Genomic DNA, 21,463 nt, shown 5'->3' with positions numbered 1-21,463 from the left:
TGATTTATATGGTGTTATTTGAAAGAATGTTTAGACAGACAGACAGACAGACAGACAGACAGACAGACAGACAGACAGACAGACAGACAGACAGAAAGACAGACAGAAAATAAAATTGCCTTTTTTTGTGCAAAATTGAGTAGTGATACATCAAGGCATTATTGCACCTATTTTTAGGTATGGTAATGTCTTTTTTAGTAGTAGAAATGCTTTGATTTACAAGAATGTATAGGATAGAAAGGTGGTAATTTTATGAATAAGAATTTTAGAAAATGGTTAGCTTGTGCAGTAGCGGTTACGATAGCGGTATATAATGCGCCGTATAGTGTTGAGGCGTTAGAGGTTATAGGGGATAGTGTTCAGATGGATAGTGTTGATAGTTCAGAAGGTGAACAGAGTGGTGATACTTCTAAGCCAGAAGATGATGGTGTGCAGAGTGAGGATGGAACTCAGGCAGAAGAGGGAAATTCTGAGAATACTACTGAGCAAAATAATACAGATGGTTTGACACATATAGGTGCATTTTGGGTAAGTGGAGCAAATGGCACTGATTGGACGTTTAGCGATAATGGAGAACTTAAAATATCAAAAGATGCAATTAATGATATAAGAATAGAAGGAAATGGAAAGCAAACAACAACAGATAGAGTACTTATTGAAGCTGGATATCAGGGAACTGTTACTATAAAAAATCTAAACATAAATAGTAAAGATGATTATTCACGTGCGTTTGAAGTTCAAACTAAAGGTGATAGTACTACAAAAGTAGAATTAATATTAGAAGGAGAGAATACTTTAAAATCAGGATTGCAGAATCCTGGTTTAAAATTTGCAGGTGAAGGAAAAGGAAGTTTACTTACTATCAAAGGAAATGGACAGTTGACAGCGACAGGAGGATTGGATGGAGCCGGAATCGGAGGCGGCTACGATGGAAGTGGAAGTAATATAATAATCTCTGGAGGAACAGTAACAGCGACAGGAGGATTGGATGGAGCCGGAATCGGAGGTGGCTACAGAGGAAGAGGAAATAATATAACAATTACTGGAGGAACAGTAACAGCGATAGGAAGAAGATCTGGAGCCGGAATAGGTGGAGGATACCTTGGAAGTGGAAATAATATAACAATTACTGGAGGAATAGTAACAGCGACGGGAGAATCTGGTGGAGCTGGAATCGGAGGAGGAGATAGGGGAATAGCAAGTGGAACTATACCAACTGATGCAGGAAATGGAAGTAATATAACAATTACTGGAGGAACAGTAACAGCGATAGGAGGAAGCGATGGATCAGGAATAGGTAGAGGTGGAGGAAAGAGTGGAAGTGCAAATAATATCAAAATCGCTGGAGGAAGTGTAAAAGCAAGTAGCATAAGTATTACTCCTAAGGATGAAGACAATGCAAAAGACGTATATTTAGTGAAATTAGATGGAAAAAAAGGTATTACAAGTATAATAGTAAATGATAAAGATTACAAGGTATTAGCTAATCATCCTGATGATGACTCACTATATTTATATATGCCAGTAGGAGAACATACAATAACAACAAATAATGATACTTACAATATCCAAGTAAGTGATAGTGGTTATATATTTAAGAATGATTGGATAGTAGAACTTTCTATTACAGGATGGACATATGGGGCAAATCCAAATACACCAACTGCTGAATCAAAATTTGGAAATGTTGAATTTAAATATAGCAACGAAGAAAATGATAATTATACATCTAATGTACCAACTGATGCAGGAACATATTATGTAAAAGCAGAGGTAGTAGGAACAGAAAATTATGAAGGTTTAGTATCTGATCCTTTTGAATTTGAAATTGAACAAGCAAAAGGTTTAATTAAATTCAAAGATGGTGCTAAGTTTGATAAGATATATGATGGAAAACCTGTTGAGATAACAAATGAAGATGTTGAAACATCAGGTAGTACAGGTGATGTTACCTTTAAATTTGAAAAGAGAGTAGATGGTAAGTTTGATCAAATACAAGAAGTACCAACAGAAGCAGGTACATATCGAGTAAAAGTTTCTTTAGCGGAAGATAATAACTATACTTCTGCGGAATCAAAGTATTTATACTTTACAATATACAAAGCACCTGAAATTACTGAAGAAAATGAAAATGTAGATACTTCAACAGATAGAATAGAAATAAATACTGAAACTGAAAATAAAGGAGTATATTTATACTGTACAGACAGCAAAGACGTTCCACCACTTCCAGAAACTTCTACTCTTTCAATTGAATCAGTAGAAGTAGGAGTTAAGACATGGCAAGAAGTAACTGGATCAAAAATTATATTTACAGGATTAGAGTCAAACACTACATACCACGTTTGGAAATACGATAATACGTATCCTAATAAGCCTGAAGGAGAAAAACTTACATACGAATACTCTATAAAAACAGATACACCATCAACACCTTCAATACCATCTAAACCAGAAGAAAAACCAGGAATCGGTGTTGAAGTTGAGGTAGTTGACAAAATAGCTGGCGAAAACAGATACGACACATCAGTAAGTATAAGCCAGAAAGTATTCCCATCAAAATCAGAAAAGGTATATCTAGTATCTGGAGAAAAATTCCCAGACGCACTAAGCTCAGCAGCATTAACTGGAAAAGGCGATGGTCCAATACTATTAATCAACGACAAAAACATAGACAAAATATTATCTGAAATAGACAGATTAGACGCTAAAGAAATAGTATTTATAGGTGGAAATTCAATATCAGATGTAAATGAAGCTAAAATACGTAAATTTGCTAAAGAAAATTCTTCAGTTGTAAAATCTATTGTAGGTAAAGATAGATATGAAACAGCGGTAAAAGTTGCAGAACAGACTATAAAAAAATACGGAAACAAGGGTAAAGTTATAATAGCGGACGGAAGAAATTACCCTGATGCCGTTTCAATAGCTTCTTATGCAGCTAAGGAAGGAATACCAGTAATATTAGTGAACGGAAATAAAGTTCCTGATGTGGTTAAAAACTTCTTAAATAAATACAAAATAAATAGTGCGATAATAGTTGGAGGAGATAAGGCTGTTGGAAAAGATGTTGAAAAACTATTCAAATCAGTAGATAGAGTTGCTGGGGATGATAGATACGACACATCTAAGAAAATAGCAGAAAAATTCTTTGCAGGATCAAAGATTGTATTTGTAGCAAGTGGAGAGTCATTTGCCGACTCACTATCAGTTAGCTACTATGCAGGAGCAAAAAATGCACCGATACTATTAATAAAAGCGAACTCTTTAGATAACGATACAAAAGAATACTTAGAAAAGAACAAAGATAAAGAATATATAATAGTAGGTGGAGATAAGGCTATAAATCCAGATCTTTTCAAATAAAAGTAAAATATATGGGATAAAAATAAATATAATGGAAAATAGTTGTCATTTAGGTGGCAACTATTTTTTTATCCTGGAGAGCGAATACTTGTACTAAGTCAAAATATTGCTACAAAATCATTAATTCTACCTTGAAATACTTCACCTGTATCAGCCTTTTAACCGATAAACATAGATTAAAATACATTATTGTTGTATAATATAATATTGAGATAAATTAAAACATTTGACAATATCATTTATTTTGTAAAAATGAAACGGAGGAAGTTATGGGAAACACTTATTATATAGCTAGACATGGACAGACAGAATGGAATATATTAGGAAAAACTCAGGGGCATGGAAATTCACCTCTAACAGAAAAAGGTCTTGCTCAGGCAAATGAGCTTGCAGAAGGAATGGATAAATATCCACTAGACATGATATTCTCAAGCGATTTAGGTAGAGCAATGCAGACAGCAGAAGCAGTTGGAAAAAGATTTGGGATAGAAGTGCAGCCAACAGAAGCTTTAAGAGAGATGGGATTTGGAGAATGGGAAGGAAGATTAATTCCAGAAATAACTGAAAAATACCCAGAAATATATAAAACTTGGAGAAATGAGCCACATCTTGCAAAAATTCCTGGTGGGGAAACTTTAGATGTGATAAAGGAAAGATTAGAAAAATTCATAGACGAATTAAATGAAAAATATGATAACAAGAATATTTTACTAGTCAGTCATTCAGTGACAGTTAGGGTGCTTCTATTATTAATGTTAGATTCACCAATGAAGAATATATACAGAATTAAACAGGACAACACAGCTCTAAATATAGTAGAGTGGAGAAATTACGGTCCAGTTGTTACTAAGATGAATGATACATCTCATATAAAAGGGGATTATAAACTTAACAACTCGGCTCTTGAGTAAATGTAGGTTATTTTTACTTGGGTATAGGATTGTTGGATAAAGGAGATAAATATGGCAAAGGTTGTTATAATCGGTGGTGGAGCGGCTGGTATGATGGCGGCTGTGTCTGCTAGTCAAAATGCAGATAACGAGGTAATACTTCTTGAGAGAAATGGCGAATTAGGAAGAAAAATCAAACTAACTGGTGGAGGTAGATGTAATCTAACAAATGCCAGAGAGATAGATGATTTCTTTGATAAGGTAGTTACAAACAAGAGATTTTTGTACAGCAGTTTTGACGCATTTTCAAATAAGGATCTGCTAGGGTTCTTTGATAGAATTGGACTAAAATACAAAATAGAAAAAGATAATGATTTTAAGGTATATACAGAAAACGACAAGGCAGAGGATTTAATAGATGCTTTAAACAAAGAGCTTTTAAAGAAAAATGTTAAAATATATTACAATAAAAGAGTTGCCGATTTGGATGTGAATATGTTCCCAGAGGAACAGATTTTATCAAAAAAGGACAAGATTGGCGAGATTAAAGGCGTTATCCTAGACAATGGAGATAAGATTGAATGCGACAAGGTAGTCGTCGCAGCAGGAGGAAGAAGTTTTTCAAATACTGGATCAGACGGAAATATGTACAAAATCCTAAAAAAATACAGTCATAAGATAGTTGAGCCACTTCCTGCACTTGTACCACTTAAGATAGAAGAATCTTGGATAATGAATATGCAGGGAATTTCGCTAAAAGACGTGGAATTATCTTGCAAGATTAAGAAGAAAAAGATAAAACAGAGCGGCGATATGATATTTACCCACTTTGGAATAAGTGGGCCAGCGGTTTTAATTTTATCTTCTTATATAAATAAAGCATTGGAAGATGGAAATATAGAAATCACTCTAGATTGCCTACCTAATAGCACAAGAGAGGATATTGTTGCAGCGATAAGAGAGTTCCCAAACAGAAACGTAATAACAAATTTAAAGGGAATACTTCCACAGAATTTCTTAAAAGCTATTGCTGAGCAGGCAGGAGTTGAGGAGATGAAAGTCAACGAACTTCCTAAAAAACTAGAAAACAAACTAGTGTCTTTAATAAAAGAAATGAAGCTGACTTGCAATTCAACACTTGGAATTGAGCCAGCTATAGTAACTTCAGGTGGGGTATCTGTAAAAGATATCAACTCTACTACTATGGAGTCTAAAAAGATAAAAAATCTTCACGTTGCAGGTGAGATTTTGGATATAGATGCAGAAACTGGGGGATACAATTTACAGATTGCATTCTCAACAGGATTTGCTGCAGGTAAAGATGAATAAAAAGTTAATTAAGAGAGGTTGGTAATTATGATAATAGCAGTAGATGGACCAGCAGGAGCTGGAAAGAGTACTATTTCGAAATTAATAGCTAAAAAACTAAACATAAACTACATAGACACAGGAGCAATGTATAGAGCAGTAACATACAAATGCTTATCTGAAGGTGTTGATGTTAAAAATGAAGCAGCTGTAATGGAAGTAGCTAAGAGAACTGATATAGATTTCAGAGATAACAACATATACTTAGATTCAAAAGTTGTAAACGAAGAGATAAGAACTAGAGAAGTTAGTGCAAATGTTTCTGATGTCGCTAAGATAAAAGAAGTTAGATACTTAATGGTCGATGTTCAGAGAGAAATAGGAACAAGAAACGATGTTATACTAGACGGTAGAGATATCGGATCTTATGTATTCCCAAATGCAGACTACAAATTCTTCTTAGTTGCAACTCCTGAAGAAAGAGGAAGAAGAAGATATAAAGAACTTTGTGAAAAGGGATTTGAAGGAACATTAGAAGAAATTATAAAAGATATAGAAAAAAGAGATGAGATAGATTCTAATAGAGAATTTGCTCCTCTAAAAAAAGCAGATGATGCTATTGAAATAGATACTACTGGACTTGGAATTGACGAGGTTGTAGAAGCTGTAGTGTCTAAGATAAAATAGTTACCATGACTACTATAAAGTTAAATAAAAATAAGAATGGAGAAATTAAATAATGAAGTTTTACGATTTTGCATTGAGTGTGCTTCGTCTATTTTGTAAGGTTTTCTTCAAATACGAGGTAATCGGTATAGAAAATGTACCTCTTGAAGGAAATGTTATAATAGCTGCGAACCACAAATCAAACCTAGATCCTATATTTGTCGCATCTTCAATGACAACAAGAGAAGTTGCTGCAATAGCTAAGAAGGAATTATTTGACCATAAAGTGCTAGGTTTTATTTTAAAGAAATTAAATACAATACCAATAGATAGAGAGAATACTGGAATTTCAACAGTTAAGCAGATTTTAAGAGCTATAAAAGACGGCTATGTGCTAGGATTATTCCCAGAAGGAACTAGGGTAAGAGGAAAAGAATTTGGTCAGGCAAAGGCAGGTCTATCACTTTTCGCTTCTAAAGGAAAGGCAAATGTAGTGCCTATATCTGTAATTTCTAGCTATAAATTATTCAGCAGAGTTAAGATATATATAGGTGAACCTATAGATATGAGCCAGTATTTTAGAGCTAAACTTACAAATGAAGACCACGAAAGAATATCAGAAGAGATTATGCAGGTAATTATCAAAAATTACTGTGAACAGGCAGATGGAATAGTAGATGTTGAGGGGATAGAATACAACGCTTAAACATCGATTGGAGGACATTATGAATATAAAGATATCAGAAAAAGCAGGATTTTGCTTTGGTGTTAAGAGAGCAATGGGACTTGCATGGAGAGAGTTATGCGAGGAACAGAATAAAAAAATATACGCATTAGGGCCACTTATTCATAATAAACAGGCAGTTGGAAAGTATGAAGAAAGAGGTTTAATAACTGCTGACGATATAGAAGAGATACCAAGTGACGTTAAAATGATAATAAGATCTCATGGTGTGTCTAAGTCTATATACGATAGAGCAGAGAAAAAAGAGTTAGAAGTAGTGGACACAACTTGTCCTTTCGTTAAGAAAATACACAACATTGTTGAAGAAAAATACAACAAAGGGAAGAAAATCATATTAATAGGTGATAAAAATCATCCTGAGGTAATAGGGATAAATGGTTGGTGTAAAAACACAGCTATAACTATAAAAACTATTGATGAAGCAAAAGAGTTAGAATTAAATCCAGAAGTTTATTACTGCTCAGTTGCACAGACTACTATGAATTTAGAGGTTTACGGTGAGATAGTTGAGATATTAAAACAGAAATCTGATAAGATAGATTTCAACAATACTATCTGTTCATCAACTAAGGCTAGACAGGAAGCGGCTAGAGAGCTTGCGTCAGAAATGGACTGTATGGTTGTAATTGGTGGAAAACACAGTTCAAACACTCAGAAATTAGTTGGAATATGTAAAGAAGTTTGTCCAACTTTTGCTATTGAAACTAGAGATGATTTAGATGTGGAAGAGATAAAAAAATACGAAAACGTCGGAATAACAGCTGGGGCATCTACTCCTGACTGGATAATAGACGATATAATAGAATTCTTAAAAAGTTTATAAAAGTTATTAATAAATCGTTATACACCACTATAACTTGCCCTTCAGGCTTCAGCGACTCGCACTTTTATGTAACACATTTTAAGTATCCTCTTATATTCTTGGAAAAGAGTATAGGGGGATATTTTTTTTATTATTTTTTATTTAGTTATATTTATTGTAAAAAACATTTTCTTTAGATAAATATTTTTAGTATAAAATATTATTTATAAAAAATGTTTGACAATAAAATAATATGTGTTAGAATATAACATATAAAAAATACAGAGGTGATAAATATGAGAATATTTGAAAGTATATTTGACATCTGTTACTTAGTAACAGTTCTTACAGTAGGTGTAAAGATGATCAAAGCAACAGAAAAAGGTAGCCAGTTTAGATTATTTGGTATAATGGCTATCGTTCTTGGATGTGGGGATGCATTCCACTTAGTTCCAAGAGTATATTCTATGTGGACAGTAGGTATAAACAATAATCCTGCTGCGTTAGGATTTGGTGAAGCCGTTGCATCAATCACAATGACTATTTTCTATGTAATATTATTCCATATATGGGAAATGAGATATGAAGTAAAAGACGATAAAGGTCTTAAATTCGCAGTATATGCATTAGCAGCTATAAGAATAATACTTTGCCTATTCCCACAGAATGATTGGTTATCTCCAAATGCACCAGAAATTTGGGGAATATACAGAAATATACCATTTGCAATAATGGGATTAGTTATAATAGTTATATTCTTCAAAAAGGCAAGAGAATTCAATGATATAAGCTTCAAGAATATGTGGCTTGCAGTTACATTAAGCTTTGGATTCTACATTCCAGTTGTACTATTTGCTAAAACTATTCCAATAGTTGGAGCACTAATGATGCCTAAAACATTAGCATATGTATGGGTAGTATTCATGGGATACAATGCTATGAAAAGAGTAAATGAAAACTAAAAGCGTGATATAAATTTTTAGGAAAACTTTGGAAAAGTTAATTAAAATGAAAGGACAAGATTATAACTACCATCCGCTCCAGGCAATCAAGTTGCATTGTCGCTGGCTGGCAGTTATATATCTTGTCCTATTTTTTTACTTAACCTTAATCCAAAGTTTCTAAAAGTTTATATCACGCTTTTTTGTTATCATTTATTCACAGTATTGTATGTGAGTATCGAAGCCTAGAGAGGAGCTTATCTATAAATTCAATACAGTGAGTAAATATAATAATTAAAAATTTTAATTTATTCACTTTCTATATGCTAGTAAATTCCTAATGGATTATAAAAAGGGACTGATGCAAATTATTGCAACAGTCCCATTGTTATTTTAGAAGTTTGTTCTGCTTTCTTTCATCAGCGCTTCGTAGTCTTCAAGGTCTTCTTTTGAAGGTTCTACAAATTCTTCACCAACATTGTTCTTAAATCCAATTCTTCTTGCTGGTTTTTCATCGTCCAATTTTGGAGCTGATGTAATTAAGAAATTGATTTGAGAAACGTGTTGGATTAGTTCAGCATAGTTTCCATTTACGTATCCGAAGTAGTGGATAAGTGATGGATTGCTGTATCCAATATCAGTTATGTGCATAAGGACGCTTTCACCGAAATTAGTAAGATATAGAGCAACCTCTTTATCTTTGTCTAAATATTGTTCAAAATCGTAAATGCTTTCCATGATTCTTTGATATTGGTAGTCTGCAAGCTCGTAATTTCTTGATGATACTGATTTTCTGATTTTATCGCTAATAGTATCAGGAAGCACATTAGAATCATTTTTACGCATAAAATCACGACCTTTCAAAAATTATCTTATATTTGTAATTATTATTATAGTACTGTGAAATTTATTTTTCAATATATGATAGTTAATTTTCAGAAAATTATTATAAAAACAAAACTTTATTAAATCATAAAATAAAACAGCATAAAATTTGGTTAATAGTGTGATATACTATAATTAATAAATTTAAAAATTTGAAGTACAAATTAGTGTAATGAGGTGCATTTTATGGAATCAAAAACAATAGTAGACTACTATCATTTAGATGTGTTTAATGGGGATCAGCTTTATCAGATAGATTTAGGCTTAAAAGAAGGCATCGACGTCGATGTTTATGCTAAGCCTGAATACAAATTTGAACAGATGTATGAGATAAGAATGGGGTTAAAAGAAGGATTAGATATTTCTTTCTATATAGATCATAGATTAGATTCTAACCAGATGTATGAAATCAGAAGAGGTCTTGAAGCTGGGTACGATGTTTCTGTTTATGCAACAGATAAATTTATCTGGAGCCAGATGGAGCAGATTAGAATGGGACTTGAAAGTGGTGTAGATGTAAGTAAATACGCAAAATCTAATATATACACTTCTGTTATGGAGCAGATTAGAAAAGGTCTTGAAAATGGAGTAGATATCTCTCCATACACAGAAAGAAAGCTTTTTGCTAACCAGATGGAACAGGTTAGACTTGGATTAGAACATGGAATTGACCCAGATTCATACGCTTGGAGAAAATATGAATGTTATGAAATGGAAAAAATGAGATTAGAGCTAGAAGGAAAATAGTAAATAGAAGAGGAGAATGAAAAATTTGCATTCTCCTCTTCTATTTTATATATAATTATCTAGTTTATACTGTTCAATTACTTTTTTTCCTAGAATAGTAATTGCCTTTTGTGGGCAGTTACTTACACAACGATAGCACAGAGTACATTTATTACCTCCAATAGCTTTTAGATTTACTATACTTATATTTTGAGTAGGACAAATTTTTGAACACAAGCCACAACCAATACAATTTTCATTAATAGTCAAATTATTACTATAAGTTTTCGTTTTATGGAAAAACCAAAGTCGTTGACCTAAAAGACCAATTATATGAGATATAGAAGATAAACCATCATTAGGATATATTTTATTTTTTATATTATTTGCAATGAGTTTTATTTTTTCAGTTGCATTTTTAATTATTATTTCTTTCTCTTGTGTATTTTTTTTGAGTAAAGGACTATCACATACAGAATCAGGCATTTTTATATGTAAACCACCTAAGATTATTGCCCCATATTTTTTAAATAACCTTGCTGAACATCCAGCACCATCGCCACTAAAGGCCCCCATTGTAGCTAAACATATAATTTTCTTATTTTTCCATAAAAATGAATTTTTTATTATAAACTCTCTTACAAAATAGGGAATATTAGAATACTGTATAGGATAACCGAAAATAATTGTATCCCGCTCTTCAATCTTTTTTATAGATGATGGATTTTCTAAAGAAACAATTTCATAAGATTCATCTAATAAAGAAGATAAAAGTCTAACACAATATTCAGTATTTCCTGTTCCACTAAAAAAAACACCTAACATAATTTCACCTACCCTTCAATAGAAAATAGACAAATTAAATCATCAAGTTTTTTACTCCAATCGAATGTATGCTTTACATTTTCCATTGTTGCCAAAGAAGTAATACCATGTATATAAGCAAATAATGAAATAATATAATTTTGTTTTTTTTCATCAGATATATTTAAAGATGCAAGTTGTTTTAACAGTTGTTCTTTATATATTAGAAATGGTTTATAATTCTCTTCTGTAAAACTATTAATATCTAAATCAATACTTATAGAATTTTGTGTAAATAAAAATGAAAAATATTGTGGATTTTCTAAAAAAAATAAAATATATGTTTTACCAAATTCTAATAAAAAATTAGATTGATTTGAATAAAGAGAAACAGTATTTAATAATTTTTCTGCAAATTGATCTGTAATATACTTTTGCATAGCTGAAATTAACTCATCTTTATTTTTAAAATGGCTGTACGGAGCAGAATGGCTTACATTACACACTTGAGCTACTTTTCTTAATGAAAGCTGTTCAACTCCATATTTATTTACCAAATCAATCCCTTTTTCGATTAACTCATTTTTTAAATTTATATGATGATATGTTGAATTTTTCATAGACTCCTCCCGATAATTTAAACTTGACACTGTAAATATTATATCAATACAAACTTGACAGTGTCAATATTTGATAAATATATTATTAAATTAAAAATAATTAATTCTTTAAAAATACTTGATTTAGAGTATATAACGTGATAACGTTTAGTAGAGTAAATGTTAGGGAGGAAAATTATGAAGGACGGTATGAAATCAGTTATTCTTAAAATGATAATGTTCATAATTGCTGTTGGACTTTTATTCAATGTAATTATGATATTCAATATGATAATGAAAAAATTCTAATAAAATAAAAACTGCTGAGAAATTTCTTAGCAGTTTTTTATTTATATAAAATTATATAAACACATAATTCTAGTGAGAGATTTAAAGAAGGTTAGCAGCCTTCTTTTTTGTTTCAAATTTTTTATAAATAAAATTTAAGGAAAGTTAAGATATAATTAAGAATTGTGTGTTATGATAAAATAAAGATATAATATTTTATAAAAATAGTAAAAAGCGGTATAAAACTTATCAAAATTCCACATATAATAAAAATAGCATATTTTTATAATTTGGATTGATAAAATAATACCAAAAAATAAAGGCAAATAGATTATCCTAAAGAATTTAGGGTATTTATTAATTTAGGAATAAAAAAATGGAGGTATGGATATGGAACCAAAGAAACCGAAGAGATCGATTTTTTATTACTATGCTATGATGATGCTTTTCGTAATGCTTCTTAACGTGCTTGTATTCCCAAGTATGCTGGAAAGACAAACAGTTGAGATAACTTACAGCAAATTCGAGCAGATGTTAGACAAAAACGAGATAAAAACAGTTAACTTAGACAACGATAAAATATCTATAGAGCCTAAGAAAAAAGACGACAGAAACATATACGTAACAGGAAATATGAATGACCCAGAGTTGATTGAAAAATTAAACGCAAAAAATGTATCGTTCAGCAAAGAAATTCCTAGAGAAAATTCTCCTCTTATGAACTTCTTACTTACTTGGATATTGCCGTTTGCAATTTTAGGTATGTTAGGTAATTTAATGATGAGAAATCTTTCTAAAAAAATGGGCGGAAATTCTATGCAGTTTGGTAAGTCAAACGCAAAGGTTTATGTTCCTGCACAGAGTGGAAAGAGATTTGCAGATGTAGCTGGTCAGGATGAAGCAAAAGAAGCTTTAACTGAGATAGTAGATTATCTTCACAACCCAGCTAAGTATAGAGAAATAGGTGCTCAGATGCCTAAGGGTGCACTTTTAGTTGGACCTCCAGGTACAGGTAAAACACTTCTTGCTAAAGCTGTTGCAGGTGAAGCAGGAGTACCATTCTTCTCAATTTCAGGATCTGAATTTATAGAAATGTTTGTTGGTATGGGTGCTGCAAGAGTTAGAGATTTATTCAAACAGGCTAAAGAAAAAGCTCCTTGTATAGTATTCATCGACGAAATAGATGCTATAGGTAAGAAGAGAGATGGCGCTAATGGTATGGGAGGAAACGATGAAAGAGAACAGACTCTAAACCAGTTACTTAGCGAAATGGACGGATTTGATGGTGGAGTAGGAGTTGTAATACTTGCTGCTACAAATAGACCAGAAAGTTTAGATAAAGCACTTTTAAGACCAGGTAGATTTGACAGAAGAGTACCTGTTGAATTACCAGACTTAAATGGTAGAGAAGCGATACTTAAAGTACACGCAAAAGCAGTTAAATACGATGCAAATATAGATTTCAACGAAATTGCAAGAGCTACATCAGGAGCATCTGGTGCAGAACTAGCAAATATAGTAAACGAAGCTGCACTTAGAGCAGTTAGAGATGGTAGAAAACAGGTTGAACAGATGGACTTAGAAGAAGCTGTTGAAACAATAATCGCTGGTTACCAGAGAAAAGGTGCAGTTATAAGTCCAAAAGAAAAGAAAATTATCGCATACCACGAAATTGGTCATGCACTTGTTGCAGCAATCAATAAACATTCAGCACCAGTACATAAGATAACAATAATCCCAAGAACTTCAGGTGCACTTGGATATACAATGCAGGTTGAAGAAGGCGAAAAAGTGCTAATGTCTAAGGAAGAAGCAATAGACAAGATAACAACATTCACTGGTGGTCGTGCAGCTGAAGAAATAATCTTCAATATGTGCACATCAGGGGCATCAAATGATATAGAACAGGCTACTAGAATAGCTAGAGCGATGATAACTAGATTTGGTATGAGTGAAGAGTTTGGAATGGTTGCACTTGAAACTCTAAACAACCGGTACTTAGGTGGAGATACTTCACTAGCTTGCTCAGCAGAAACAGCAGCTAAAATAGACAAAGAGGTAATAGCTTTAGTTGGAGCTTGCCACAAAAAAGCAACTCAGATACTTGAAGACAACATAGACAAACTTCACGAATTAGCAGATTACCTTCTTGAAAAAGAAACAATAACTGGGGACGAATTCATGCGGATACTAAACAATGAAGATCCAGAAAAAGCAAAATCTATATCAGAAGAAGTAGAAGTATCTATAAATAAAGAAGAAAACTAAGCAAATAAAAAACTAAAATCCAAAATAAAAACATACAAAAAGGATACTGATAGACGTTATTTTATGTTTGTACAGTATCCTTTTTAATTTCAAAAATATATAATATTGACAATTAGTATATAAGTATTGTATACCAAATGTATGAATATAATTTATTGGAGGTATGGCATATATGAAAAATTTACCAGTTGATTTAAAAAATAGAAATTCAAAATTAGAAACTATAAAAAAAGAAAGTAGGCGTGTAAATGTTATACCAATAGAACAGCTTTTTGAAAATTATAATATGTCAAATTATGAACCTTCAGAGGTTAATTGGGGGGAGGACATAGAATTGAATGCTTCAAGTAAATAAAGCTGATGGAAAGATGTATAACTGCTCAAAAGCGACAATACTGCAAGCGCCCCACAACCGCTAAATGTGTTACTCTAACGGTGTGGGGCGCTGAAGCCTGGAGCAAAGAGCAGTTATACTCTTTCCCTATTACTACATTTCTTCAGGATATTTCATACCCCATTCATTTCTTATTTCAGTCATCATATCCATAACATCTTTAGTATAATTCAAGTGCATTATATCATGATTTCCATTTAATGCCTTTTCCATATCTTCAACCTCATATAACAATGCGTTTGAAGTTTCTCCAGATTTTATAACTTCCTTGCTGCCATCCTCAGTATATGTGATAACAGCTTCCTCACCTCTAGGATATTCAAAAATCTCAACATATCCTTTATCAAATGCGATAGTTCCACGTTTAGGCTGTTTTGCGTGAAGAGATAGTATAACTGTAGCCATTTCTTCTTCCTTATTTTTTAGAAGAAGACTAGCCTGCTCATCGACACCAGTAGGAGCATACTTAACCTGAGATAGTATTTCTGTAGGCTTTGAGCTCATAAACCATCTAACAAATGAAAGTGCATATACACCGATATCTAGCATAGCACCACCTGCTAAATTTTTATTGAAAAATCTATTAGTCATATCGTATTCTTTGTAGCTTCCAAAATTCATCTGAATTAGTTTTAAATCTCCAAGCTTTCCAGATTCTATTATCTTATTAAGCTCTTTGTAAATTGGCATATGGAAAATTGTCATAGCTTCAGCTAAAACGACGTGATTTTCCTCAGCAAGAAAAATAGCTTCATCTAATTCATCGCTGTTTAATGTAATTGATTTTTCACAAAGAACGTGTTTACCAGCTTTTAAAGCCTTTCTTAAATATTCTATATGAGTGTTATGAGGAGTTGAGATGTAGATAATATCCACATTTTCGTCCTCAAAAACATCCTCAATCTTATCATATACTTTTTCAATTCCATATTTTGCAGCGAATTCTAAAGCTTTTTCGTGAGTACGATTTGCAACAGAGTATAGATTATCTCCTCTTGAAATCATGGCCTCTGCAAGCTGATTAGCAATTACACCACATCCTAATGTTGCCCAATTATATTTTTTCATAGAAAACTCCTTTTTGAATGGTATTAGAAAAAATAATTATCGTCATCTGGTTAATACACAATAATTATTTTCTTGAATAAATAATACCACAAAAATAATTTTTGTCAACGAGAATAAAACAATCTTAACACAATAAAATTATCAAAAGTATATCAAAAGATATTTAAATTTATTTAATAAAATTAACGTAAAAAAAGAATCCCCTAAAAACCAGGAGATTCTAAAAGTTAAATTTTTTCGTTAGCCATTAAATTTTCGCAAGCACTAAGCATATTGTATGAGTTTTTATTGTCTGCAGCGAGTAGAATGTAGAGAATTTCAACAATAGTCATAGCTGATATTCTAGAAAAATAAAACTCATCTAAAAACAGTTTTTCTCTTGTAATAGTCTGTATGTGATAATCAACTATATTTGCAATATTAGAATTAGGGTTATTTGTGATACCAATGGTTTTAACCCCTCTCGATTTTGCTTCTTCTACCATAGTGAACACTTTTTTAGACTCACCAGAGTTTGAAATTGCAATCATTACGTCGTTTTCATCTAATGACATTGAAAAGGCAAGCTGTGTCTCCCAAATTGTACTTGAAACAGTTTTGATCCCAATTTCATTAAATCTATAAACACCGTCTATTGCAACGGGGATTGTATTTCCAACAGCAACAAATTGCACAATTCTAGCCTTTTTAATCACATCTAAAATAGATTTTAAAATATCTGTATCTATAAGAGAAACAGTCTGCTCAAGTTCTCTTACTTTATTAGCTAAAATATTGTTCAAAGATTGCTCAAAGCTGTCCTCAGATATGCTTTTTGATGCTACAATTTCATCGTCGGAATTAACAATTTCTTTCGCAAGGCTTATTTTTAAATGATGAAATCCATCTACATCGCATTTTTTACAAAATCTTGTAACAGTTGCGATACTTGTTCCGGATTCCTTTGCTAAGTCGTTTATAGTCATATTTATGACTTGACGGTGATTTTTCATTATATATGAAGCTACTTTCTTTTCTTGTTCGAAAAATGAATCATACATCATACAAATCTTATCGAGTATATTTTGTCTGTTTGACATTTAAGCACCCATCTTTCTATATATATTTATCTCATTCTGCTTTTATCGTAGTTTAAAATTAGAATAATAAATGAAGGAATCATTACAAGTATAAGCATCAAAATAAATATGATTCTCATCAAAGTTGCCAATAGTTTTTTCATAAAAATCCCTCCCGTATATTGTCTTCAAATATTACAAACTTCAATTACGCAAATTTACAATTTCTTACTATGCAAGGAAGTACTTATTCATAAGCACTCTACCTATAACATCTGTAATCCAGCTGTATTTGCATATAACATCGTCGTATTCAACAAAAGCTCCTTTTGGAAGAGGAACGTTGCTTTCTGTCATAGTTTCAATCAGTGTTATTAGTTTTAATAGCTTTTTCTGATCTGTTTCAGAAATTCTTTCGTCGGCAAAAATCATCTTCTTTATATCTAAATAATCTGTATTTTTATTTATATAATAAGATGTTGCAGCATCTGTGTTAGTAGAATTTACAGTATTTTCTGGTCTTTTGTATTCTGCAGGTTTTCTATACTCGTACTGTCTTTTATATTCATTTTCTTTTTTCTTATCTTCCTCAGTTTCAAAAGCATTGTACTGTTTTATATGCTCTATAGGTGTTGTGTATTTATACTTTTTCTGTTCTACTTCTGTTTCGAAGTTTCCTCTTTTAAATGAAAACTCTGGCATAGCACCTAAATCATCTGCTGGCTGGTCATATTCGATGCCCTTTTGATACACTTCCATAATCATAACAGTTCCAGTTATAAATTCCTTTGCGCATAGATATCCCTTTTCTCCTAGAGAAAGCACAGTTTCCCTAATTTCATCTATATTCATATTTTTAATTTTTTCATCTATAAAATTATCTCTCATTAAAACCTTTCTGTCCTCTATAGCGAACGGTTTTACAAAAGAAAGAATATTTTTTTCACTCTGGGTAAGCATTTTTTATCAACTCCTTAAGAAAATTTCAATTTTATTTCTTATTATACTACACTTTTGTGAAAATAATTGAAAAAAACTTGTTAAACTGTCAGATGTAATTGATGAAAAGAAGAACGAATTTCAGTAATAGGCTTCAATATGGTATACTTGATATAATAAATAAAAAATTTTTAAATTAAAAACAAGTAGGTGAGAGAGATGAAGATATTGGAATTGCAGGAAAATAAAGTTTTAGATGGATTTGAAGAAGGATACGACTCGCAGCGAGATTATGTAATACTGTCAAAAGTTGATGAGTTTTGTAAGATAAAGGAAACTTTAGGGATAAATGAAGAGATCTTTTTCGACTGTATGAGTTTTGACAATTCTATCAGGATAAATCCAAATAAAAGTTTTGACTCTATAGCTTTAAGATCTCTCGAATACATAGATGAAGAGATAAGAGAATTTGAGGCTCATATATACACAGCCGATAATTTTATACTCACTGTGGCTGAGGAGGAGAGCTTTATATATAAATTTATGAAAAATTTGATTTTGAATAAGACTAAGTCTGATAAGAGTACGAGATACGTCTTATACAAAATAAATCAGTACATTATTAAAGAGTATATAATGAATGGTTTTGAGTTTTTGGAGATGTTAGAGGATAGGATATTAGATATTGAGGATGATATGATGGACAATGCAAACAGCAGCCACATTGAAGAAATTAATAAAGTTAGGGCAATTGCGAGAAAGGTTGTTAAAAATATTAGACCGCTTATTTATATAACAGACAATGCTGTAAGCGAGGATGTTAGGTTTTTAAAAGAGGTCGAGCTTGAGGAGTACAACGATATGCAGGGGATAGACTTTGGTATAGATAAGTTGTATGAGTTTTCAATTGCGACGAGAGATTTGGCAGATAAGCTTTTAGATATTTACGACTCAAAGGTCAATGAAAAGACAAACTCACTTATAACAAAGCTGACTATATTAACTGCAATATCGGCACCGCTTACGATTATAACAGGTATATACGGGATGAACTTCAAGTATATGCCAGAGCTTGGTATGGCATATGGATACCCTATTACAATTGTTATAATGATTTTAATAATATTAGTTGGGATACATTTGTTTAAAAAGAATGGAATGTTATAGTTTTTAAAGAGAATGATGTGAAATAACGAAATTAATTTGATAATTATTATATAAATTACTAAATTATAAGAAATAGAGAAAAGAGAGGAATTTTAATGGATATAAGGATAAAACCGTCAAAGCTTTCTGGTGAGCTTACAATTCCGCCATCAAAAAGTTTTGCACATAGGGCGCTTATTTGTGCAGCTCTTTCGGAAGGAAAAAGTATTATAAACAATATAGAATTATCTGATGATATAAAAGCTACTCTTGATGCTGTAAAATCTTTTGGAGCAGTTTCAAAAGTTGGCGATATGAGTATAGAAATTGAAGGAATTCGTAAAAGCGTTGAAGATGAGATAGAGATTGATAAGGATTTGCGCGTTATAGACTGCAATGAGTCAGGATCTACTCTTAGATTTATGATTCCTATAGCTGCGGTACTTGGATATAAGTGTAGATTTGAGATGAGTGGAAATCTAGGGAAAAGACCTTTAGATGTTTATTATGATATTTTTGATAAGAATGGAGTTAAGTACGAAAAAGGAGAAAATTACCTAGAAATTGATGGAAAGCTAGGTGCTGGAGAGTATGATATTCCTGGAAATATTAGTTCTCAGTTTATAACAGGGATGTTATTTGCACTGTCAATGCTTGAAGATGACTCAGTTATAAATATATTAGACAATATAGAGTCTAAGAGCTATATAGATATAACCCTTGCAAGTTTGAAGGATTTTGGAATAGAGATTGAGCACGACGAATACAGAAAGTTTAGGATAAAGGGCAATCAAAAGTATAATTGCAAAGGAGAAAATACAGATTGTAATGAGTACACAGTAGAGGGAGATTTTTCTCAAGGAGCATTTTTCTTGTGTGCCGATGCCATTGGAAACAATGTGAATGTAAAAGGTCTTAGAAGGGACTCAATTCAGGGAGATAAGGCTACTGTGAACATCCTTGAGAGAATGGGTTGCGAGAGAGTTTACGACGAGTGCGACGATATAAAAATGAAGGTAAACTCTTTAAATAGTACTATTATAGATGCAACAGATTGTCCAGATATTATACCTGTTCTTTCTGTTTGTGCAGCATTTGCAAATGGTACGACAGAGATTGTCAATGCAAAAAGGCTTAGAATTAAAGAATGTGATAGACTTAGTGCGATAAATGAAGAGCTTTCAAAACTAGGTGCAAATATAGAAGAGAGAGAAGACTCTCTTATAATCTACGGAAATGGAAATAAGAAGTTAAAGGGTGGCTGCGAGGTTTGGAGCCACAAGGATCATAGAATTTGTATGATGCTTTCAATAGCGTCTACAATCTGTGAAGAAGAGATAGTTATAAAAGACGCTGAGTGTATTTCTAAATCGTACCCAAGATTTTTTGAGGACTTTGAAAAATTAGGTGGATGCGTTGAAGTGATTGGTGGTGATTTGCATGAGTAGTATGTGGGGAAAAAATTTAAAAATATCAGTATTTGGTGAGTCGCATGGAAGTGAAATCGGCGTTGTTATAGACGGGTTAGAGCCAGGTTTTGAGATAGATTTGGATGAAGTGGAAAGACAGATGGATAGAAGAAAGCCTGGAAAAAATAGGATGTCTACTGCAAGAAAAGAGGATGATAAAGCAAATATTGTGAGTGGATTTTTTGAAGGAAAAACTACAGGGACTCCACTTTGCGCAACAATTAAGAATAAGGATAGAAAATCAGCAGATTATACTCAGATAAGGGATAATTTTAGACCTGGACACGCTGACTATACTGGATTTGTGAGATATAATGGTTTTAATGATTATCGAGGTGGAGGACATTTTTCTGGGAGATTAACAGCCCCTATTGTATTTGCTGGAGCGATTTGTAGACAGATTTTAGAAAAGAAGGGCATAAAGGTTGTTTCTCATATTAAGTCGATAAAGGAGATTGTGGATAGTAGTTTTGATTACACTAATATAGATGATAATTTAATTGAAAGGCTTTCGTATTCTGATTTTCCACTAATAAACGAGAGCCTTGAAAATGAGATGAAAGCTGAGATTTTAAAAGCTAGAGAGAATTTAGATTCTGTAGGTGGAAGGATTGAGTGTGCTATTGTAGGGATAAATGCTGGTGTAGGAAGTCCGATATTTGATTCTGTAGAATCTGTTATTTCTAGTATGATGTTTTCAATTCCTGCTGTGAAGGGGATTGAGTTTGGAGAGGGATTTGATATTTCTAAGATGCACGGATCAGAGGCAAACGACGAGATGTATGTAGATGATGATGGAAATATTTTATCCTATACCAATAATAATGGTGGTGTAATCGGCGGAATTACAAATGGTATGCCAGTTGTATTTACCGTTGCAATTAAACCAACACCTTCAATTGCTATCAAGCAGCGTACTGTAAACGTGGCTGAGTTGAGAATTAGTGGAGATGTGAAAAATACAGAGATTGAGGTAAATGGCAGACACGATCCTTGTATAGTGCAGAGGGCTGTGAGTGTTATTGAATCAGCAGCTGCAATAGCTATGCTGGATATGCTTTACGGAATGTAGATTTTAAATAGTTGATATTTGAAAAGGAG

General features: G+C 32.4%; 19 protein-coding genes. 13 read left to right on the top strand and 6 right to left on the bottom strand.

All coding sequences use genetic code 11. The features are described from left to right. Positions 1–252: 252 nt before the first annotated feature. From DWX74_RS06150 to DWX74_RS06120, 7 genes are all read left to right on the top strand, one after another. Complete coding sequence (locus DWX74_RS06150; protein ID WP_118549187.1) at positions 253–3,366, top strand: cell wall-binding repeat-containing protein; 3,114 nt, start codon at positions 253–255, stop codon at positions 3,364–3,366. Between the two features lie 269 nt (positions 3,367–3,635). After that, on the top strand, positions 3,636–4,277 hold the full coding sequence (locus DWX74_RS06145) for a histidine phosphatase family protein (RefSeq protein WP_118549186.1): 642 nt from the start codon (positions 3,636–3,638) through the stop codon (positions 4,275–4,277). A 51-nt stretch (positions 4,278–4,328) separates the two neighbouring features. Continuing rightward, complete coding sequence (locus DWX74_RS06140) at positions 4,329–5,585, top strand: NAD(P)/FAD-dependent oxidoreductase (protein WP_118549185.1); 1,257 nt, start codon at positions 4,329–4,331, stop codon at positions 5,583–5,585. 27 nt (positions 5,586–5,612) lie between these two features. Further along, positions 5,613–6,251 carry a (d)CMP kinase gene (cmk, locus tag DWX74_RS06135; RefSeq protein ID WP_330415644.1) on the top strand — a complete coding sequence of 213 codons (639 nt, stop codon included), beginning with the start codon at positions 5,613–5,615 and terminating at the stop codon, positions 6,249–6,251. A gap of 52 nt (positions 6,252–6,303) precedes the next feature. After that, a complete protein-coding gene (locus tag DWX74_RS06130; protein ID WP_118549183.1) occupies positions 6,304–6,936 on the top strand; it encodes a lysophospholipid acyltransferase family protein in 633 nt (210 codons plus the stop codon). A 19-nt stretch (positions 6,937–6,955) separates the two neighbouring features. After that, a complete protein-coding gene (locus DWX74_RS06125) occupies positions 6,956–7,798 on the top strand; it encodes a 4-hydroxy-3-methylbut-2-enyl diphosphate reductase (protein WP_118549182.1) in 843 nt (280 codons plus the stop codon). A 275-nt stretch (positions 7,799–8,073) separates the two neighbouring features. Beyond that, complete coding sequence (locus DWX74_RS06120) at positions 8,074–8,739, top strand: hypothetical protein (protein ID WP_118549181.1); 666 nt, start codon at positions 8,074–8,076, stop codon at positions 8,737–8,739. Positions 8,740–9,111: 372 nt separating this feature from the next. Here the strand turns inward: DWX74_RS06120 and DWX74_RS06115 are convergent, their stop codons facing one another. Then, a complete protein-coding gene (locus DWX74_RS06115; RefSeq protein WP_006440324.1) occupies positions 9,112–9,564 on the bottom strand; it encodes a DUF6173 family protein in 453 nt (150 codons plus the stop codon). Between the two features lie 225 nt (positions 9,565–9,789). Here DWX74_RS06115 and DWX74_RS06110 point away from each other — a divergent pair, with 225 nt between their 5' ends. Then, entirely contained in the window at positions 9,790–10,350 is a 561-nt protein-coding gene (locus DWX74_RS06110; protein ID WP_118549180.1) for a hypothetical protein, read from the top strand. 45 nt (positions 10,351–10,395) lie between these two features. On the opposite strand, the gene DWX74_RS06105 is transcribed toward DWX74_RS06110, so the two are convergent. Both DWX74_RS06105 and DWX74_RS06100 read right to left on the bottom strand, forming a co-directional pair. Continuing rightward, on the bottom strand, positions 10,396–11,154 hold the full coding sequence (locus DWX74_RS06105) for an EFR1 family ferrodoxin (protein WP_006440326.1): 759 nt from the start codon (positions 11,152–11,154) through the stop codon (positions 10,396–10,398). Between the two features lie 8 nt (positions 11,155–11,162). Further along, the gene (locus DWX74_RS06100) at positions 11,163–11,753 is read right to left on the bottom strand and encodes a TetR/AcrR family transcriptional regulator (RefSeq protein WP_118549179.1); all 591 of its coding nucleotides are present in this window, start codon (positions 11,751–11,753) and stop codon (positions 11,163–11,165) included. 651 nt (positions 11,754–12,404) lie between these two features. Here DWX74_RS06100 and ftsH point away from each other — a divergent pair. Beyond that, entirely contained in the window at positions 12,405–14,288 is a 1,884-nt protein-coding gene (ftsH, locus tag DWX74_RS06095; protein WP_118549178.1) for an ATP-dependent zinc metalloprotease FtsH, read from the top strand. 172 nt (positions 14,289–14,460) lie between these two features. After that, a complete protein-coding gene (locus tag DWX74_RS06090; RefSeq protein WP_118549177.1) occupies positions 14,461–14,643 on the top strand; it encodes a hypothetical protein in 183 nt (60 codons plus the stop codon). A 132-nt stretch (positions 14,644–14,775) separates the two neighbouring features. Here DWX74_RS06090 and DWX74_RS06085 read toward each other — a convergent pair whose 3' ends face one another. The 3 genes from DWX74_RS06085 to DWX74_RS06075 all read right to left on the bottom strand — a co-directional run bounded on the left by DWX74_RS06085 (position 14,776) and on the right by DWX74_RS06075 (position 17,768). Continuing rightward, positions 14,776–15,750: a Gfo/Idh/MocA family protein gene (locus tag DWX74_RS06085; RefSeq protein ID WP_118549176.1), complete on the bottom strand. Its 975-nt coding sequence runs from the start codon at positions 15,748–15,750 to the stop codon at positions 14,776–14,778. A 227-nt stretch (positions 15,751–15,977) separates the two neighbouring features. After that, positions 15,978–16,829 (bottom strand): MurR/RpiR family transcriptional regulator, encoded by an 852-nt coding sequence (locus DWX74_RS06080; protein ID WP_118549175.1) that lies wholly within the window; start codon positions 16,827–16,829, stop codon positions 15,978–15,980. A 210-nt stretch (positions 16,830–17,039) separates the two neighbouring features. Next, a complete protein-coding gene (locus tag DWX74_RS06075) occupies positions 17,040–17,768 on the bottom strand; it encodes a hypothetical protein (protein WP_118549174.1) in 729 nt (242 codons plus the stop codon). A gap of 198 nt (positions 17,769–17,966) precedes the next feature. Between DWX74_RS06075 and DWX74_RS06070 the strand changes: the two genes are divergently transcribed. From DWX74_RS06070 to aroC, 3 genes are all read left to right on the top strand, one after another. Further along, entirely contained in the window at positions 17,967–18,914 is a 948-nt protein-coding gene (locus tag DWX74_RS06070) for a magnesium transporter CorA family protein (protein ID WP_199647582.1), read from the top strand. A 95-nt stretch (positions 18,915–19,009) separates the two neighbouring features. After that, positions 19,010–20,341 (top strand): 3-phosphoshikimate 1-carboxyvinyltransferase, encoded by a 1,332-nt coding sequence (gene aroA, locus DWX74_RS06065; RefSeq protein WP_118549172.1) that lies wholly within the window; start codon positions 19,010–19,012, stop codon positions 20,339–20,341. Then, complete coding sequence (gene aroC, locus DWX74_RS06060) at positions 20,334–21,434, top strand: chorismate synthase (RefSeq protein WP_118549171.1); 1,101 nt, start codon at positions 20,334–20,336, stop codon at positions 21,432–21,434. Before aroA ends, aroC begins: the two co-directional genes overlap by 8 nt. The last annotated feature ends 29 nt before the right edge of the window (positions 21,435–21,463 follow it).

The organism is Peptoclostridium sp. AF21-18 (genome assembly GCF_003478825.1).
Classification (GTDB): Bacteria; Bacillota; Clostridia; order Peptostreptococcales; family Peptostreptococcaceae; genus Peptacetobacter.
Note: the sequence above shows the minus strand (reverse complement) of the source record. Positions and strands in the feature narration are given on the sequence as shown.

Coding starts and splice junctions, on each gene's coding strand:
- DWX74_RS06105 (WP_006440326.1), bottom strand. CDS start 11,154: ATGTTAGGTGTTTTTTTTAGTGGAACAGGAAATACTGAATATTGTGTT.
- DWX74_RS06085 (WP_118549176.1), bottom strand. CDS start 15,750: ATGAAAAAATATAATTGGGCAACATTAGGATGTGGTGTAATTGCTAAT.
- DWX74_RS06120 (WP_118549181.1), top strand. CDS start 8,074: ATGAGAATATTTGAAAGTATATTTGACATCTGTTACTTAGTAACAGTT.
- DWX74_RS06125 (WP_118549182.1), top strand. CDS start 6,956: ATGAATATAAAGATATCAGAAAAAGCAGGATTTTGCTTTGGTGTTAAG.
- ftsH (WP_118549178.1), top strand. CDS start 12,405: ATGGATATGGAACCAAAGAAACCGAAGAGATCGATTTTTTATTACTAT.
- DWX74_RS06100 (WP_118549179.1), bottom strand. CDS start 11,753: ATGAAAAATTCAACATATCATCATATAAATTTAAAAAATGAGTTAATC.
- DWX74_RS06145 (WP_118549186.1), top strand. CDS start 3,636: ATGGGAAACACTTATTATATAGCTAGACATGGACAGACAGAATGGAAT.
- DWX74_RS06150 (WP_118549187.1), top strand. CDS start 253: ATGAATAAGAATTTTAGAAAATGGTTAGCTTGTGCAGTAGCGGTTACG.
- cmk (WP_330415644.1), top strand. CDS start 5,613: ATGATAATAGCAGTAGATGGACCAGCAGGAGCTGGAAAGAGTACTATT.
- DWX74_RS06080 (WP_118549175.1), bottom strand. CDS start 16,829: ATGTCAAACAGACAAAATATACTCGATAAGATTTGTATGATGTATGAT.
- DWX74_RS06115 (WP_006440324.1), bottom strand. CDS start 9,564: ATGCGTAAAAATGATTCTAATGTGCTTCCTGATACTATTAGCGATAAA.
- DWX74_RS06090 (WP_118549177.1), top strand. CDS start 14,461: ATGAAAAATTTACCAGTTGATTTAAAAAATAGAAATTCAAAATTAGAA.
- DWX74_RS06140 (WP_118549185.1), top strand. CDS start 4,329: ATGGCAAAGGTTGTTATAATCGGTGGTGGAGCGGCTGGTATGATGGCG.
- aroA (WP_118549172.1), top strand. CDS start 19,010: ATGGATATAAGGATAAAACCGTCAAAGCTTTCTGGTGAGCTTACAATT.
- DWX74_RS06070 (WP_199647582.1), top strand. CDS start 17,967: ATGAAGATATTGGAATTGCAGGAAAATAAAGTTTTAGATGGATTTGAA.
- DWX74_RS06075 (WP_118549174.1), bottom strand. CDS start 17,768: ATGCTTACCCAGAGTGAAAAAAATATTCTTTCTTTTGTAAAACCGTTC.
- DWX74_RS06130 (WP_118549183.1), top strand. CDS start 6,304: ATGAAGTTTTACGATTTTGCATTGAGTGTGCTTCGTCTATTTTGTAAG.
- aroC (WP_118549171.1), top strand. CDS start 20,334: ATGAGTAGTATGTGGGGAAAAAATTTAAAAATATCAGTATTTGGTGAG.
- DWX74_RS06110 (WP_118549180.1), top strand. CDS start 9,790: ATGGAATCAAAAACAATAGTAGACTACTATCATTTAGATGTGTTTAAT.